A 17114-nucleotide genomic window follows, 5' to 3' on the forward strand; every position below is an offset into this window, starting at 1 on the left:
TGCGAGGCTCTGCCATGTCCCGTTCCGAAATGCTTTTCAACAACGCCCAGATGCACATTCCAGGCGGTGTTAACTCGCCAGTCCGCGCCTTCCGCAGCGTGGGCGGCACCCCACTGTTCCTCAAGCACGCCGAAGGCGCTTATGTGATCGACGAAGACAACAAGCGCTACGTTGACTACGTCGGCTCCTGGGGCCCAATGATTCTCGGCCACAGCCACCCGGACGTATTGGAAGCGGTGCGCCAGCAACTGCAGCACGGCCTGTCCTACGGTGCGCCTACGGCCATGGAGACTGAGATGGCTGACTTGGTCTGCAGCCTCGTACCCTCCATGGAAATGGTACGCATGGTCAGCTCCGGTACCGAAGCCACCATGAGCGCCATCCGCCTGGCCCGTGGCTACACCGGCCGCGACAACATCATCAAGTTTGAAGGCTGCTACCACGGTCACTCCGACAGCCTGCTGGTTAAAGCCGGCTCCGGCCTTCTGACCCAAGGCGTGCCAAGCTCTGCCGGTGTTCCGGCAAGCTTCGCCCAGCACACCCTGACCCTGCCGTTCAACGATCTGGCAGCCGTTGAAAAGATGCTCAGCGAAGTGGGCAGCACCGTCGCCTGTATCATCGTTGAACCGGTCGCCGGCAACATGAACTGCGTACCGCCAGCTCCGGGCTTCCTACAAGGTCTGCGCGAACAGTGCGACAAACACGGCGTGGTGCTGATCTTTGACGAAGTCATGACCGGCTTCCGTGTTGCCCTGGGTGGCGCTCAGGCGCACTACGGCGTCGTCCCGGATCTGAGCACTTTCGGCAAGATCATCGGCGGCGGCATGCCGGTGGGCTGCTTTGGCGGCAAGCGCAAGATCATGGAATGCATCGCCCCGCTGGGCACTGTTTACCAAGCCGGTACGCTTTCAGGTAACCCGCTGGCTATGGCCGCTGGCCTGACCACCTTGAACCTGATCAAACGCCCGGGCTTCCACGCTGCTCTGACCGACTACACCGAGCGCATGCTCAAAGGCCTCCAAGAGCGCGCCGACGCCGCAGGCATCCCGTTCGTAACCACCCAGGCCGGTGGCATGTTCGGCCTTTACTTCAGCGCGGCAGATGACATCGTCACCTTCGACGACGTAATGGCCAGCGACGTAGAACGCTTCAAACGCTTCTTCCACCTGATGCTGGACGGCGGCGTTTACCTGGCACCGAGCGCATTCGAGGCGGGCTTCACCTCCATCGCCCACGGCGACGAAGAACTGAAGATCACCTTAGACGCCGCTGAGCGTGCCTTCGCCGAGCTGAAGAAAGCCTGATGCAATACAGCACCGCGCTGACTGACGCGATCCTCGCCCTCGCCTGCTTCGCCTGCACCTTTGCCATCAGCAAGGTGCGCAAGAGCCAGAGCGAGGCGCTTCAGGCTGCGCTGTTCTGCGCCCTGCTCGGTTTCCTGCTGCCCGCAGTAGCCGCCAGTGCCGGGGTCATCCATTTTGGCTTTGACCCCGCCGCCCAGGCAGCCCACGCCTGGCTGACCCAGGCCAGCACCTTCCTCGGTTTTCCTTTGCTGGGAGCCGCGGCGCTCTCCATCAGCATGGGCTGGAACTGGAGCCGAGCCAATTGGGGCCGCCTATTGCTGGGCTTATGCGCGTTTTTCGAGCTGTTCCGGCAGATGGATCACCTCGACGACTACCGTCTGGCCATCAGCCTCGGTACCTTGCTGATGATTCTTGTGGCGGGGCTGAGACAGTGGCCAAACCGGCAGAGCCTGATTCCCGCAGTTGCGGCAGTCGCCCTGTTTGCTATTGCAGGACTGGCAGTGGGCACTCACGGACTGATGGGCGCGGTACACCGCGTCGACCTGTTCCACATCCTCCTGAGCATTGCCTATCCACTGCTACTCTGGCTACTAACGAGTCTGACAGGCAGACTGGCCAAGCACAGATCAGAAGAAAACCGGTAAAGGCTTTGAAAGAACAACAAGGCTTATTTCATAATGCGTCAGACCCGCTCGCCGGGTCTTTCGCCTGTACTGCTCCAGAGGTAAACGGATTTTCATGAAACGCACCGGCTGCACCCTCTCTCTGGGCTGCCTGTTGCTCCTGCTGCCACTGCTCGCCAATGCGGGCGGCAACTCTTTGCTGATCCCCGCAACCAGCAGCTGCGCCTTGAACGCCGGACCGGAAGATTTTCCAGCGGCACTCGAAGCCTGTGAGAAAGCAGCCAACAGTGGCGACCTGCAAGCGGTGTATGAACTGGGCGAACTCTATTACTCGGGCGAACACACCGAACGCGATCTCGACAAAGCCCTGCACTGGTTCGAACAAGCCTCACTGCAAGGTCATGCGCAAGCTCAATACCGCCTGGGCATGATGTTCTTTCACGGCGAAGGTGTGCCGGCCAATGCCATGCAGGCTTACATTGTCTTGAAAATGGCAGCGGTCAATGGCTCCGACGAAGCCATGGATGACGCTGACGTGATTGCCGCGCAAATGCCTAACAGCGAATTGGAAGTGGCGACTCAAGTGCTGGGGCAGATCTTCCGCAACTACCTGCTGGAACTACAGAACACCGATCTGCTGCGTTCACCCTTCGCGCCACTTCCCTAAGGCAGCCTAACGCCCTGAGCGTTACTTTTCCGGCATTGGCATCGGGAACGGCATGACATTACCGCCACCCTTAGCTTCACTGATCTTGGCCGTGCCCAAGCGCTCGACCTCATCAATGCGAATCACTGCCTGCATCGGGATAAAGCTGCGCAATACGCCATCAAACTGCGCCTTCAGCTTTTCCTCACTGGGATCTACAACCAGCTGACTACGCTCACCAAAGACGAATTCTTCAACCTCCAGAAAACCCCACAGGTCACTCTGGAACACCTGCTTGGCGTACACCTCGTACACCTGCCCCTGATTGAGAAAGATCACCTTATAGATAGGATCGCGACTACTCATAACTCTACAGATCGTGTGGATAAGTTGATGGAACGGTAGCGGATCATAGCATACGCACCAGACAGGCAACGCTAGGAACCTGGCCCCGGCAAGCCTATAATGCGCGGTTCTTCGAATTCTCATTTCTGAGCAAGCATGACCAAGAAGCTTTACATCGAAACCCACGGTTGCCAGATGAACGAGTATGACAGCTCGCGCATGATCGACCTGCTGGGCGAGCATCAGGCCGTTGAAGTCACCGAGCACGCAGCGGATGCCGACATCATCCTGCTCAACACCTGCTCGATCCGGGAAAAAGCCCAGGACAAGGTGTTCTCGCAGCTTGGCCGTTGGCGTGAGCTCAAACAAGCCAACCCGGATCTGGTGATCGGCGTGGGCGGTTGCGTGGCCAGCCAGGAAGGCGCGGCCATCCGTGACCGCGCTCCTTATGTGGACGTGGTATTCGGCCCGCAGACCCTGCACCGCCTGCCCGAGATGATCGACGCTGCGCGCGTGACCAAAACCGCCCAGGTCGATATCAGCTTCCCGGAAATCGAGAAATTCGACCGCTTACCTGAACCGCGCGTCGAAGGCCCCAGCGCCTACGTATCGGTCATGGAAGGTTGCAGCAAGTACTGCACTTTCTGCGTTGTGCCCTACACCCGTGGCGAAGAAGTCAGCCGCCCGATGGAAGACGTACTGGCTGAAATCATCCACCTGGCTGAACACGGCGTGCGCGAAGTCACCCTGCTGGGCCAGAACGTGAACGGCTACCGCGGCACCACCCGTGACGGCAAGATTGCCGATTTCGCCGAGCTGCTTTACGCCGTGGCCGCCATCGACGGCATCGACCGCATCCGCTACACCACCAGCCATCCGCTGGAGTTCTCCGATGCGATCATCCAGGCCCACGCTGATATTCCTGAACTGGTGAAGTATCTGCACCTGCCGGTACAGTCCGGTTCAGATCGCATTCTCGCGGCGATGAAGCGCAATCACATGGCCCTTGAATACAAGTCCCGTATTCGCAAGCTACGCGCTGCTGTGCCGGACATTCTGATCAGCTCGGACTTTATTGTCGGCTTCCCCGGCGAAACCGAAAAAGACTTCGAGCAGACCATGAAGCTGATCGAGGAAGTCGGCTTCGACTTCAGCTACTCGTTCATCTACAGCGCTCGCCCCGGCACACCGGCAGCCGACCTGGTTGACGACACGCCGATGGAAGTGAAGAAGCAGCGTCTGGCGATTCTGCAGCAACGCATCAACCAGCAAGGCTTTGAGAACAGCCGCCGCATGGCGGGCACTGTGCAACGCATTCTGGTCAGCGACTACTCAAAGAAAGACCCGGGCATGCTGCAAGGCCGGACCGAGACCAATCGCGTGGTCAACTTCCGCAGCGACAACCCGCGCCTGATCGGCCAGTTCGTCGACATCTATATCGACGAAGCCCTACCCAACTCCCTGCGCGGCACCCTGGTGAGCCCTGCGACCAACCATTAAGAGCGCGCCCGACGCCTTCCCGAATACCGTCCGGGAAGGCGTCCGCCGTCATGCTTCCAACTGCGGACTGCTAGCGCTATGCTTTCAACTTATTTTTTCTGCCGACTGGCGGCCATTTAACGACCTTGAACGCACCTATAGAACCTCGTCGTTTCATCCTCGAACCCTTTGAAGCTCGCCGCTTTGCCAACCTGTGCGGCCAATTTGACGAGCACCTGCGCCTGATCGAACAGCGCATCGGCATCGAAATCCGCAACCGCGGCAACCAGTTCGAACTGGTGGGCGCTGCCGAAAAAACCAACTCCGCCGAGCAACTGCTGCGCCGCCTCTATCGCGAAGCGCAAAACGCCGAGTTATCACCGGAGATGGTTCACCTGTTCCTGCAGGAGTCTGGGGTTGAGGAGCTGGTCAACCCGACCACTGACCTGAATATCGCCCTGCGCACCCGTAAAGGCATGATTCGCCCGCGCGGCGCTAACCAGCAGCGCTACGTCAAATCTATCCTTGATCACGACATCAACTTTGGCATTGGCCCGGCCGGTACCGGCAAGACCTATCTGGCCGTTGCCTGCGCCGTTGATGCCTTGGAGCGCGAGCAGATCCGCCGCATCCTGCTGGTCCGTCCGGCAGTTGAAGCCGGCGAAAAGCTCGGTTTCCTGCCCGGCGACCTGAGCCAAAAGATCGACCCGTATCTGCGCCCGTTGTATGACGCGCTGTACGAAATGCTCGGCTTCGAACAAGTCGCCAAGCTGATCGAGAAACAGGTGATCGAAGTTGCGCCGCTGGCCTACATGCGCGGCCGCACACTGAACAACAGTTTCATCATCCTCGACGAAAGCCAGAACACCACCGTGGAACAAATGAAAATGTTCCTGACCCGTATTGGCTTCGGCTCCACAGCAGTGATCACCGGTGACATAACTCAGGTCGACCTGCCCCGCGGCACCAAGAGCGGCCTGACCCACGTGATTGACGTGCTGCGTGATGTACCTGGCATCAGCTTCACCCACTTCAAGCCGAAGGACGTGGTGCGCCATCCGCTGGTACAGCGCATCGTTGAAGCCTACGACCGTTTTGATGAGCGCACAGGCGGCAAGCCTGCTCCAGCTCAGAGCCAGCAGCATGATTGAACTGGACCTGCAAATTGCCAGTAAGGGCACTAACCTGCCCGCTGAAGCAGACTTCCGCGCCTGGTGTGAAATCGCCCTGCGCCAACGCACAGGCGACTCCGAGCTGACCATCCGGCTGGTTGATGAAGCCGAAGGTCGGGAGCTGAATCACACCTGGCGTCATAAAGATTACGCAACCAATGTCCTATCCTTCCCTGCTGATGTGCCGGACGAGCTGCTGGATATCCCGCTGCTCGGCGATCTGGTTATCTGCGTCCCCGTTGTGGAGCGCGAAGCACAGGAACAAGGCAAACAACTGGAAGCCCACTGGGCGCATCTGGTTATTCACGGATGCTTGCATTTGCTCGGCTACGACCACATTGAAGACGATGAAGCCGAAGAAATGGAAGCGCTGGAACGAGAATTGCTGGCTGAACTGGGTCACCCCGACCCATACGATGATTAACCCAAACTGATAGAAGGTTCCTGAGTACCCCATCATGAGCGAAGACCGATCGAGCAACGAGCATAAGTCCTGGTTCAACAAACTGACCCAAGCTTTTGCTCATGAGCCGAAAAACCGCAAGGAACTGCTGGAAGTTCTGCGTGAAGCACACCAGAACAACCTGCTCGACAGCGAAGCACTGGCCATCGTAGAAGGCGCCATTCAAGTCGCCGACCTGCAAGTTCGCGACATTATGGTTCCGCGATCCCAGATGATCAGCATCAAATCCGACCAGACTCCTAAAGAGTTCCTGCCTTCGATCATTGAATCCGCCCACTCGCGTTTCCCGGTTTTCGGCGAAAACCTGGATGACGTACAGGGCATTCTTCTGGCCAAGGACCTGCTGCCCCTGATCCTTCAGGAGGATCACAGCACCTTTAACATCACGGACCTGCTGCGCCCGGTGACTTTCGTCCCCGAGTCCAAGCGCCTGAACGTGCTGCTGCGCGAGTTCCGCGCCAATCACAACCACATGGCGGTGGTGATTGATGAGTACGGCGGTGTTGCCGGCCTGGTCACCATTGAAGACGTTCTCGAGCAGATCGTCGGTGATATTGAAGACGAGCACGATATCGAGGAAAACAGCTACATCAAGCCGCTGCCCTCCGGTGATTTCCTGATCAAAGCCCTGACACCGATTGAGCACTTTAACGAAGCGTTTGACAGCGAGTTCTCCGACGACGAATTCGACACCGTCGGCGGCTTGGTTATGGGCGCATTTGGTCGCCTGCCCAAGCGCAATGAGGTCACTGAGATTGGCGACTACCGCTTCCGTATCGTCAACGCAGATAGCCGCCGCATTCACTTGCTGCGCCTGACCCCGATCAGCCAATGATCCTCACAGGCCACCCGCAACGGGTGGCCTGTCTGTTTTAGCCTCTTCCACGCACCCAAAATCCGCTCTACCCTTGCGCCACTTCAATCCAAGGAACTGCACCTGATGCAATGGATAACCCGAGCCGGTTGGCCCGGCCATCTGATCGCCCTGCTCGCGGGCTCTGTCACCCCCCTAACTCTGGCACCTTATGACTTATGGCCGCTGGCCCTGCTGTCGATTGGCCTGCTGTTTCTTGGTTTACGTGAGCTGGCACCTGGTCAGGCAGCGTTACGCGGCTGGGCTTACGGCTTCGGCATGTTCCTCGCCGGAACCAGTTGGGTGTACGTCAGCATCCATGATTACGGGGCCGCGTCGCCGGCACTGGCGGGCTTTCTGACCCTACTGTTTGTCGCCGGACTGGGCTCGTTCCTGGCACTGGCTGGCTGGGTCTGGGCTCGCTGGCTGCGTCAGAGCAACGCGCCGCTGGCCAACGCACTGACGTTTGCAGCCCTGTGGCTGGCCCTGGAAGGCTTGCGCAGTTGGATTTTCACAGGTTTCCCCTGGCTGCTGGCAGGCTACAGCCAGCTCGACGGCCCGCTGGCAGGCCTTGCACCGTTAGGCGGCGTCTGGCTGATCTCCTTCGTCCTAGCACTGAGCGCGGCCCTGCTGGTCAACCTCAAACAGTTACTCGCTTCACCACTGGCTCTCGGCTGCAGTGTGGGGTTGATAGCGATTGTGTGGGGCGGCGGTGTAGCGTTTAAAGATCACGCTTGGACCGAAAGCAAAGGCCCAGCGCTGAGCGTAACGGCGGTGCAGGGCAATATCGAACAGAACCTCAAATGGGACCCGCGCCAGCTCAATGCCCAATTAGCGCTGTACCGTGATCTGACTTTCAGCGCCAAACAGTCTGACCTGATCATCTGGCCGGAGACAGCCGTGCCAGTGTTCAAAGACACTGCAGATGGATACCTGAGCATGCTCGACAGGTTTGCTGCTGATCGTGATTCGGCATTGATTACCGGCGTGCCGATTCGCAAGAACAACGAGAATGGCGATCTGCGCTACTACAACGGCATCAGCGTGGTCGGTAATGGCAGTGGCGACTACCTCAAGCAAAAGCTGGTGCCTTTCGGTGAATACGTGCCTCTGCAGGAATTGCTGCGCGGCCTGATCGCCTTCTTCGACCTGCCCATGTCCGACTTTGCCCGCGGCCCGGCCAATCAAAACCCGCTGTCAGCCAAAGGCAACAACGTCGCCGCGCTGATCTGTTACGAAGTGGTCTACCCGGAGTTTGCCGCCGAACAGGCAGCACGCAGCGACCTGTTGCTGACCATCAGCAACGACACTTGGTTCGGTCGCTCAATTGGCCCGCTACAGCATCTGCAAATGGCGCAGATGCGGGCACTGGAAGCCGGTCGCTGGATGATCCGTGCAACCAACAATGGTGTAACGGCCCTGATCGACCCATACGGCAGAATCACCGAGCGCCTGCCACAGTTCGAGCAAGCCATACTCTACGGTGAGGTCCAACCCATGCAGGGCCTGACGCCGTACCTGAAGTGGCGTGGCTGGCCGGTGTTTGGCTTGGCGATGGTGCTACTGAGCGTTGCGCTGCTGCGTCAGCGGCGCAGCCAGCGGGACTGATCAGCGCCTGAAGAAACGATAGAAAGCCCGCAGATCGACCTGAGCCTGATCCAGGTCGATCTGGCTAAAGCGTACTGCGTGATGCGCCGGACACTGTGCAAGGCGACACAAATCCAGCGGATGCAGCCAACCCAGCAGCGGGTAACCGCCCATGGTCTGATGATCCGCCTGCAAAATGATCGGCTGCCCGTCCGGCGGCACCTGAATCACACCGCGCCCGACACCGGTTGACCACTGCCGCTTCGGTGCCTGAATGGGCAGGCCCGACAGGCGTGCGCCCATGCGATCAGACTGCGGGCTCAGTTGCCAGTCCTGATTGAAGAACAGCTCGATCTGCTCAGGCGCAAAGTCCGCCGCATCCATCCCCAACATCACCCGCAGCTGTGCCATTTGCCGGTAATCCGGCCGATAGGCCGCTGGCACGCTGGCGCGTCCGCTCAATTCGACGGATGCACACGGCAGGCAATAGCCTGCCTGCAACGGTGAACCGTCACCTGCCAAGCCGCCCAAGCCCTCCCGGAGCTGCACGCTCACGCTGCCCAACACCGGTTCCAGCTGAAAGCCACCGGCCACCGCCAGGTAGATACGTTGTCCGGATCGGGCAAAGCCTAAGCGCAGACGCTGCCCCCGACGCACGGCAAAGCGCGTCCACACGGCGAGCGGCTGATCATCCAGATGCACATCCAACTCGGCACCAGCCAAACTGACCCACGTGTCGACGTCAGCCTCAAGCTCAACACCACCCAAAGCGATTTCAAGCAGCGCGGTGCCCCACGGATTATTCACCAGGCGATTGGCCCAGGCAGCGGCCTGCACATCCATCGGCCCTGCGGGCGAAACGCCGAGGTGCTGCCAACCACGTCGTCCCGCATCCTGCAGCAAACTCTGCGGCCCAGCCCTGACCACCCGCAAGCCACTCACAGCTCACCGCCTTCGCTGATAAAACGGCGCTCATCAATCGGGATAAAACGCACACGATCACCCAGAACTAACGGACAAGGCGGCGCTTTTGATGAATCAAACAACGGCCACGGACAGCGCCCAAGCAAGTGCCAGCCACCCGGCGAACGCTGTGGATAAATCGCCGTCTGCCGCTCGGCAATGGCCAGACTGCCAGCCGGTACAGAGACCCTCGGCGTGCTGCGACGCGGCAGAGCCAGCCGGGCATCCAAGGTACCGAGATAGGCAAAGCCCGGCGCAAAGCCAATCGCGCCAACGCTGTAGTCCTGCCCGCTGTGCAGTGCAATAACGTCATCGACCTCGATCTGACACAAACGCGCCACTTCATGCAGGTCTTCGCCGTTGTAACAAATTGGCAACTCGTGCAGCCGGGACTGATGTGCGGCGAACGGTTCGTCCTGCCAGCGCTCGATAATCGGTTTAAGAGCGGCACTGAGCTGCCGGTGATCCGTACGCAGCAGATCGTAATGAAGCAATAAGCTGGTCCAGCCCGGAACCAGGTCTGTCAGCACCTCGCCCAATTCCCCGCGGATACGTTCAGCCAGGCGGGCAATGCGCAGCGGCAGCAACTCATCCGGCTGCTCCGCCAACACCAGCATGAGCGCCTCTGCGCCTGCAGGCTCGATACGAATCACAGGCTGTCCAGGCTGGCCCGTAAGCGCCGCAGCACCGCCAGCGACTCAGCGTTATCGCCATGCACACATAGGCTGTCAGCCTGTAAGCGCAGCGGTTTGCCATCGATATCTGAAAACGCCTGTCCCTGCGCAATCGCCAGAGCCTGCTCCAGAATGCGTTGCGGGTCCTTGTGTACAGCTCCCTCCAGCCGACGCGGGGCAAGCTGGCCATCAGCCAGATAGGCGCGATCAGCAAAGGCCTCGAAGAGCAACGGTACACCGGCAGCCTCGGCCAGACGCTGTTCACGCTGATTATCCGCCAGCGCCAGCACCATCAGCGGCATCCCTTTACGAAAGGCTGCGCAGGCCGCCAGCACGGCGTTGAACAGCGCATCATCCCGCACTAAATCGTTGTACAGCGCGCCGTGGGGTTTGACATACGCGACCTGAGTGCCCGCAGCCCGGCAGAACGCATCCAGTGCGCCCAACTGATACAGCACCAGCGCGGTGACTTCATCAGGTGAACAGCTGATGTGACGGCGGCCAAACCCTTGTAGGTCAGGATACGCCGGGTGCGCCCCAATGCTGACACCATGCCTGAGCGCCAGCGCTACCGAACGCTGCATAGTCAGTGGATCGCCAGCGTGATAACCGCAAGCCAGGTTGGCCTGATCTACCAGTGGCATGGCAAGAGCGTCATCGCCCATTTTCCAGGCACCGAAGCTTTCGCCCATATCGCAATTAAGCAGAATTCTCTTCATGACAGCATGCTTAAGGATGTGCAGCGGATGCGCAAGCCGAAATGCACACCAGTGATTAAAAATGATGACACAGGCCACCGATGAAATAATTAATTACAAATTCAAAAAATCCGGAAACTCCTTGAAGACACTGGTGTGCCAATAAAGTTTCACCAACAATAAACCAGATCATTCCCATTAATCATTGAACATCATTTGCTAATCATTATCATCCACGCACAAATCTAATACCTCTGCTAGGGATAAATGATGTCAACCGCCTACTCTCGCTCATTGCTGGCTAGTGCAATTGCATTAGCAAGTACGCTCTCCGTTAGTGCACATGCCGATGAAACACTGACCCTCAACAAGGTTGTAGTCAGTGCTTCGGGCTTCGAACAAAAAGTAACCGAAGCCCCTGCAAGCATCAGCGTGATCAGCCAGCAAGACCTGCAGCAAAAGCGCTACAGCAACCTGGCTCAGGCGCTGGGTGATGTGGAAGGCATCGACATTGGCCAAGGCACCGGCAAAACCGGCGGCCTCAACATCAGCATTCGCGGCATGCCCAGTGAATACACACTGATTCTTATCGATGGGCGCCGCCAGAATGCGGCGGGCAACGTAACGCCTAATGGCTTTAATGAAACCCGCACCAGCTTTATGCCGCCTCTGAGCGCAATTGAGCGCATTGAAATCATTCGCGGCCCAATGTCGACCCTGTACGGTTCTGACGCCATGGGTGGTGTAATCAACATTATCACCAAGAAGGTAGCCAGTGAATGGAGCGGCTCGCTGACGCTGGATCACACCTTCCAGGAAGAGCGCGACTTCGGTGACACCAGCAACACCAGTTTCTACGCCAGCGGCCCGCTGATTGATAACCTGCTCGGCTTGCAGGTACGTGGCAGCCTGTTCAAACGTGAAGAGTCCACTCTTGAATATGGCAATGGCGTCGAAGTAAGCCAGCGCGGCCCATCTCCTGTAGAAGGCGACAACAACACTCTCGGTGCACGTCTGACTCTGACCCCGAATCAAGACCATGACCTCGCACTGGACTTTGAACGTGGACGCCAGCGTTACAACAACGATGACTGCCAGTTGGGAACACTCGACGGTTTCAACAGCACGTGCAGCGACATCAACACTACTGCGGCGGGATACGAGGATGAATTACGGTTTGAGCGTGAGCAGGTAGCTCTTACCCACACTGCACGCTTTGCTGCAGGTACACTCGAATCGAGCCTGATGCATAACACCACAGAAACCAAAGGACGCACCATACCTGGAACTATCGGTCGCCCGACGGCTGTACCTGGCGCAATTGCTGGTGACAAACGCGAACTGGAAACCACTAACCTAGTTCTGGACAGCAAATTCATCGCTCCTATCGGTGACAACCACACCGCGACCATCGGTGGACAGTGGTGGAAAGCTGAAATGACCGATGGCATCGCTCAAACAGACTTTGAGCAAAAGACTTGGGCGGCTTTCGCTGAAGATGAGTGGACTTTGCGGGATGACCTGACCCTGACGCTGGGCGCCCGTTACGATGATCACGAATCATTCGGTGGCCATGTCAGCCCACGCGCTTATCTGGTTTGGAATACCACTGAGAACTGGACGCTTAAGGGCGGTATAAGCCGAGGCTACAAAACACCAGACTTGAATGACCTGCACGCAGGGATTAATGGTGCGACTAGTCAGGGCCGAGTGATCACCATCGGCAGCCCGGATCTCGAGCCGGAAACCACCACCAGCACAGAATTCGGGGTTTACTTCGACAACCTCGACGGCTTTAACGCTAACGCCACGCTGTTCCATAACAAGTTCAAGGACAAGATTGCTTCGGGAGATCCGATCTTCATCTCTGGTGATCCGATCATTCCTGACGGTGAATACTCACAACAAATCAACATTGACGAGGCCGTCACTCAAGGCCTTGAACTAGCAGCAAGCTGGAACTTCGCACCGGCCTGGACGCTGAGTGGCAACTACACCTATACCGACAGCGAGCAGAAGAGTGGTGAGAATAAAGGCCAGCCACTGACAAATACCCCGGAACATCTGGCCAACCTGAAACTGGCTTGGCAAGCCAACGACCGGCTTAACCTGTGGCTGAAATCCGAATACCGCGGTGAGCGCGCACGGTTCACCTCCAAGTATGAAAATCTCGCAGACGACAACGGGCGCTACACCACCAACCAGTCGATCTACGACACCTTGGGCAAAAACACCAAGGACTACACCCTGTTCCATTTGGGCGGTTCTTATCGGGCTACAGAAAATCTGACGTTCAATGCAACGATTTACAATCTGTTCGACAAGGACTTCACCAGAGGCAAGGCCTACGAAACTTACACCTACAACAACTCAGGGCGCCTGACTAAAGACATTGCCTACGGGACTGACTATATCCAGAGCACTCAATCCACTACCGGAGTGATGGAAGAAGGCCGCCGCCTGTGGCTGTCAGCTAACATCACATTCTAATGTGACATAGCAGCAAACCAAGCAACCCGGACATTCACCTGTCCGGGTTGTTTTTTTGGCACAAACACTGCGAACGTATAGTGTTTGTAAATTAATCCCAACAACACCTCTCAACTTATAGAATTACCCCCAATTTTCTCCTGCCGGAATTCACATGCGCTCATTTCCCTGGCTCGGCACTCTGCGCCAATGGCACTGGATCAGCTCTGCACTGTGTCTGGTAGGCATGTTGTTGTTTGCAGTTACGGGCATCACCCTCAACCATGCCGGGCAAATCGAAGCCAAACCGCAGGTCAGCAGCCAACAGTCGCAGCTGCCTGCTGAACTGCAAACCAGCCTGCAGGAAAAGACACCGACTCAAGGACTGCCGCTACAACTGCGCCAGTGGTTGGAAAGCGAACTGAACATTCGCCTGGATGGTCGCGCAGCTGAGTGGTCTGACGGCGAGCTGTATATCGGCATGCCCCGCCCCGGCGGCGATGCCTGGTTAAGTCTTGACCTCGAGTCCGGCGAGCTGGAATACGAAAGCACAGACCGTGGCTGGATCGCCTACCTCAACGACCTGCACAAAGGCCGTAACACCGGCACTGCCTGGAGCTGGTTTATCGATCTGTTCGCCGTAGCTTGTGTGGTCTTTAGCCTCAGTGGCCTGTTGCTGCTGCAGCGTTATGCCCCTAACCGCCCGAGCACCTGGCCGCTGATTGGTCTGGGGCTGGTCATCCCTGCCCTGCTCGCGATTCTGTTTATTCATTAAGGATGTCCCATGCGTAAATGCCTGCTTCCCTTACTGGCGGCGCTTTCCACACCAGCACTGGCCGCTGAAGTAGAACTGTCCGTCGAGATTCCACAGCTGGACGTTGCCGAATATCACCGCCCGTATGTCGCCATCTGGCTGGAGCAACCTAACCAGAGTCACGTCGCTAATCTGGCCGTGTGGTACGACGGCAAGATGGCCGACCGTGAAGGCGAAAAATGGCTGAAAGACCTGCGCCAATGGTGGCGCCGTAGCGGCCGTGCCCTTGAGATGCCGATTGATGGCGTCAGCGGTGCGACCCGCAAAGTCGGCACGCATACCCTGAGCTTCAGCGACAAGGATGCCGCGTTCAAAGACCTTCCGGCCGGTGAGTATCGCGTTGTGGTTGAAGCCGCCCGGGAAGTCGGTGGCCGCGAACTGCTACGTGTGCCGTTCCAGTGGCCGGTTGATAAAGCCGCCAGCAGCAGTGCTCAAGGCTCCAGCGAGCTGGGCGCAATTCACCTGACACTCAAACCTTAATCTGAGGACACTGCCATGAATCCGCTTATCAAATGGACGGCCCTGACCCTGGCCGTGTGCCTGCCACTCACCGCCAATGCACACCGTGCCTGGATGCTGCCCTCCGCCACCGTTCTCTCCGGTGATGATGCCTGGGTCACCGTCGACGCCGCCGTCTCCAATGACCTGTTCTACTTCGAACACTTCCCGCTGCGCATTCAGGGCATCGGCCAAGTCGACAACACGCCAGCAGGCGGCCCACCGGGCATGCGTCCGCGTCCGGCCGCGGTGCTGCAACTAATCGCTCCGGACGGCAGCGCCGCCAAAGCCGAAAACGGCAGCATTGGCCGTTACCGCAGCACCTTCGACCTGCATCTTGAGCAGAAAGGCACCTACAAATTGGCTATTGCCAACCATGGCCTGTTTGCCAGCTACAAAGAGAACGGTGAAACCCGCCGCTGGATGGGCAAAGCTGAAGACTTCGCCAAAGAAATCCCGGCCAAGGCTGAAGACCTGAAAGTCACTCAGAACAGCAGCCGCATGGAAGTGTTCGTCACCTCCGGTAACCCGACTGAAACAGCGCTGAAGACAACCGGCAAAGGCCTGGAACTGGCACCGATCACTCACCCGAACGACCTGTTCGAAGGTGAAGCGGCTGAATTCCAGCTGCTGCTGGATGGCAAGCCAGCCAAAGGTGTCGAAGTCAGTGTGATTCCCGGTGGCAACCGTTATCGCTCCGAGCTGGGCGAGATCAAAACCACCAGCGATGCCGACGGCAAAATCAGCATCACCTGGCCGAACGCAGGCATGTACTGGCTGGAAGCTGAATACAGCGCCAAAGAAGGTGCAGTAAAACCGGCCACCGAAGTGCGCGCCAGCTACAGCGCTACGCTCGAAGTTCTGCCGCAATAAGCGCAATCCGGCCGGGCGAAAGCCCGGCCATTTTCTTAACGAATCCAATCCATGCAGTCATCCCGCCTGTTGCAACACCTTATTCTTCTGCTCACCACAGGCGCGCTACTGCTCCTGCTGAGTCTGCAACCAGCTCGGGAAATCAGCGCTGGGCTGGTCGTCCTCAGCTATCTGCTGTTTTGCTTATGGATATGGCTGCGCCACCGTCGCCCGCTTTTATCTGTTTCCTCTGGCAGCATCACCGTTGCCTACGCCAGCCAAAGTGGACAAGCCCAACAACTGGCAGAAAAAAGTGCTGAGCAACTGATTGCCGCTGGCTGCCCCGCACAAGCCGTCTCGGTGGACCAACTACAACCCGCGCACTTGCAAGGCCAGATACTGTTTATCGCCAGCACCTACGGCGAAGGCGAAGCCCCCGACAGCGGCGCTCGCTTCGAACAACTGCTGGCCAATCAAACCGACCTCAGCAACCTGAGTTATGCCGTACTCGCTTTGGGCGATCGCCAGTACACACACTTTTGCGCGTATGGCCTGCACCTTGATGAAGCCCTCAGTAAGCGCCACGCCCAACGCCTTTTCCCACCGCTGACAGCCGACCAATGCGATGCCGCCACCTTAAGTCAGTGGCAGCAGCAACTGGGGCACATCAGTGGCGACTTCAATTTTGCCGACTGGCAAGCCGAGCCGTTCCAACAGCTCGCTTTGCTGGAGCGCATCTGCCTGAATCCGTCGAGCAGCGCCGACAAAGTGTACGAACTGACCTTGAGCAGTACCGGCGAACACCCCGAGTGGCAAGCCGGCGACCTGCTTGAAATCAGCCCGCGCCAAGGTCGCGAAACCCTGTTTAAGCGTCTGGCCGAACTGAACCTCAATCCAGAACAGTCAGTGAGTGACGGCCGCACGCTGCTTGAGGCGCTGGCCTCCCGCCAACTGCCTGAAAACCACCATCGAGGTCTGAGCGCCGATGAATTACTGAGTGCACTCAAGCCATTGCCACAGCGTCAATATTCGATTGCCTCCGTACCGGCTGACGGTTCGATACAGTTGCTGGTCAGGCAGATGTATTACCCAGATGGCCGACCAGGCATCGGTTCTGGCTGGCTGTGTGAATTCGCACCGCTCGGCGCTGCAATCGACCTGCGCATCCGCGTCAATCCGTCATTCCACAGCCCTGCTGCCAGCACACCGATGATCTTAATCGGTAGTGGCACCGGCCTTGCTGGTTTGCGCGCGCATCTGCGGGCACGGCCACACGGCAGCCGCAACTGGCTGCTGTTCGGTGAGCGCAGTGAGTCGGCGGACTTCTTTTGCCGCGACGAACTTATGAACTGGAAAGCCAGCGGCCACCTCGCCCGTCTTGATCTGGCCTTCTCCCGTGATCAGGCGCAGAAAATCTACGTGCAACATCTGCTGCGTGACGCGGCGGATGAACTGCGCGAATGGATCAATCAAGGTGCAGCCATCTACCTCTGCGGCAGCCTGCAGGGCATGGGGCAGGACGTGCATTCAATGCTGCAAGGCCTGCTAGGTGAGGACGCGCTTCTGAGGTTGCAGCAGCAAGACCTTTACCGCAGGGACCTGTATTAATTAATCCCCAAGCAGTGTGGTGGATGGATAAAGCACCATCTGCCCTACCCAACAGCCCGCGACAAT

General features: G+C 58.1%; 17 protein-coding genes. 13 read left to right on the forward strand and 4 right to left on the reverse strand.

Annotated features, from left to right (window positions below; genetic code table 11):
• Positions 1 to 14 precede the first annotated feature (14 nt).
• From hemL to AO726_RS04980, 3 genes are all read left to right on the forward strand, one after another.
• Positions 15 to 1304 carry a glutamate-1-semialdehyde 2,1-aminomutase gene (hemL, locus tag AO726_RS04970; protein WP_058066929.1) on the forward strand — a complete coding sequence of 430 codons (1290 nt, stop codon included), beginning with the start codon at positions 15 to 17 and terminating at the stop codon, positions 1302 to 1304.
• Positions 1304 to 1948, forward strand: coding sequence for a DUF6962 family protein (locus tag AO726_RS04975; RefSeq protein ID WP_058066930.1), 645 nt, complete (start codon positions 1304 to 1306; stop codon positions 1946 to 1948). The genes hemL and AO726_RS04975 overlap by 1 nt, the downstream gene beginning before the upstream one ends.
• Before the next feature lie 94 nt (positions 1949 to 2042).
• Complete coding sequence (locus AO726_RS04980; RefSeq protein ID WP_058066931.1) at positions 2043 to 2594, forward strand: tetratricopeptide repeat protein; 552 nt, start codon at positions 2043 to 2045, stop codon at positions 2592 to 2594.
• 21 nt (positions 2595 to 2615) lie between these two features.
• Here AO726_RS04980 and AO726_RS04985 read toward each other — a convergent pair whose 3' ends face one another.
• Complete coding sequence (locus tag AO726_RS04985; RefSeq protein WP_058066932.1) at positions 2616 to 2939, reverse strand: DUF1820 family protein; 324 nt, start codon at positions 2937 to 2939, stop codon at positions 2616 to 2618.
• Between the two features lie 135 nt (positions 2940 to 3074).
• On the opposite strand from AO726_RS04985, the gene miaB reads away from it, so the two are divergent.
• The 5 genes from miaB to lnt all read left to right on the forward strand — a co-directional run bounded on the left by miaB (position 3075) and on the right by lnt (position 8493).
• Positions 3075 to 4418, forward strand: coding sequence for a tRNA (N6-isopentenyl adenosine(37)-C2)-methylthiotransferase MiaB (gene miaB, locus AO726_RS04990; protein ID WP_058066933.1), 1344 nt, complete (start codon positions 3075 to 3077; stop codon positions 4416 to 4418).
• A gap of 125 nt (positions 4419 to 4543) precedes the next feature.
• Positions 4544 to 5548: a PhoH family protein gene (locus AO726_RS04995; RefSeq protein ID WP_058066934.1), complete on the forward strand. Its 1005-nt coding sequence runs from the start codon at positions 4544 to 4546 to the stop codon at positions 5546 to 5548.
• On the forward strand, positions 5541 to 5993 hold the full coding sequence (gene ybeY, locus AO726_RS05000) for an rRNA maturation RNase YbeY (RefSeq protein WP_058066935.1): 453 nt from the start codon (positions 5541 to 5543) through the stop codon (positions 5991 to 5993). Before AO726_RS04995 ends, ybeY begins: the two co-directional genes overlap by 8 nt.
• 34 nt (positions 5994 to 6027) lie before the next feature.
• Complete coding sequence (locus AO726_RS05005; RefSeq protein WP_058066936.1) at positions 6028 to 6867, forward strand: HlyC/CorC family transporter; 840 nt, start codon at positions 6028 to 6030, stop codon at positions 6865 to 6867.
• Between the two features lie 105 nt (positions 6868 to 6972).
• Positions 6973 to 8493 (forward strand): apolipoprotein N-acyltransferase, encoded by a 1521-nt coding sequence (gene lnt, locus AO726_RS05010; protein WP_058066937.1) that lies wholly within the window; start codon positions 6973 to 6975, stop codon positions 8491 to 8493.
• On the opposite strand, the gene AO726_RS05015 is transcribed toward lnt, so the two are convergent.
• Genes AO726_RS05015 through AO726_RS05025 form a run of 3 tightly spaced genes read right to left on the reverse strand, consistent with a single transcriptional unit; the run spans position 8494 to position 10828 of the window.
• The gene (locus tag AO726_RS05015; RefSeq protein ID WP_152987230.1) at positions 8494 to 9414 is read right to left on the reverse strand and encodes a 5-oxoprolinase subunit C family protein; all 921 of its coding nucleotides are present in this window, start codon (positions 9412 to 9414) and stop codon (positions 8494 to 8496) included.
• Positions 9411 to 10088 carry a 5-oxoprolinase subunit PxpB gene (pxpB, locus tag AO726_RS05020; protein ID WP_058066938.1) on the reverse strand — a complete coding sequence of 226 codons (678 nt, stop codon included), beginning with the start codon at positions 10086 to 10088 and terminating at the stop codon, positions 9411 to 9413. Before pxpB ends, AO726_RS05015 begins: the two co-directional genes overlap by 4 nt.
• The gene (locus AO726_RS05025) at positions 10085 to 10828 is read right to left on the reverse strand and encodes a 5-oxoprolinase subunit PxpA (protein ID WP_058066939.1); all 744 of its coding nucleotides are present in this window, start codon (positions 10826 to 10828) and stop codon (positions 10085 to 10087) included. The genes pxpB and AO726_RS05025 overlap by 4 nt, the downstream gene beginning before the upstream one ends.
• A 249-nt stretch (positions 10829 to 11077) precedes the next feature.
• On the opposite strand from AO726_RS05025, the gene AO726_RS05030 reads away from it, so the two are divergent.
• The 5 genes from AO726_RS05030 to AO726_RS05050 all read left to right on the forward strand — a co-directional run bounded on the left by AO726_RS05030 (position 11078) and on the right by AO726_RS05050 (position 17048).
• Positions 11078 to 13297: a TonB-dependent receptor domain-containing protein gene (locus AO726_RS05030; protein ID WP_058066940.1), complete on the forward strand. Its 2220-nt coding sequence runs from the start codon at positions 11078 to 11080 to the stop codon at positions 13295 to 13297.
• Between the two features lie 154 nt (positions 13298 to 13451).
• A complete protein-coding gene (locus AO726_RS05035; RefSeq protein ID WP_058066941.1) occupies positions 13452 to 14051 on the forward strand; it encodes a PepSY-associated TM helix domain-containing protein in 600 nt (199 codons plus the stop codon).
• Between the two features lie 9 nt (positions 14052 to 14060).
• Positions 14061 to 14570 carry a DUF2271 domain-containing protein gene (locus tag AO726_RS05040; RefSeq protein ID WP_058066942.1) on the forward strand — a complete coding sequence of 170 codons (510 nt, stop codon included), beginning with the start codon at positions 14061 to 14063 and terminating at the stop codon, positions 14568 to 14570.
• Positions 14571 to 14585: 15 nt separating this feature from the next.
• Positions 14586 to 15461 carry a DUF4198 domain-containing protein gene (locus tag AO726_RS05045; RefSeq protein ID WP_058066943.1) on the forward strand — a complete coding sequence of 292 codons (876 nt, stop codon included), beginning with the start codon at positions 14586 to 14588 and terminating at the stop codon, positions 15459 to 15461.
• 51 nt (positions 15462 to 15512) lie between these two features.
• Positions 15513 to 17048: a sulfite reductase subunit alpha gene (locus tag AO726_RS05050; RefSeq protein ID WP_152987231.1), complete on the forward strand. Its 1536-nt coding sequence runs from the start codon at positions 15513 to 15515 to the stop codon at positions 17046 to 17048.
• Positions 17049 to 17114: the final 66 nt, after the last annotated feature.

It is taken from the genome of Pseudomonas sp. TTU2014-080ASC (genome assembly GCF_001446935.1).
In the GTDB taxonomy this organism is placed as follows: Bacteria; Pseudomonadota; Gammaproteobacteria; order Pseudomonadales; family Pseudomonadaceae; genus Aquipseudomonas.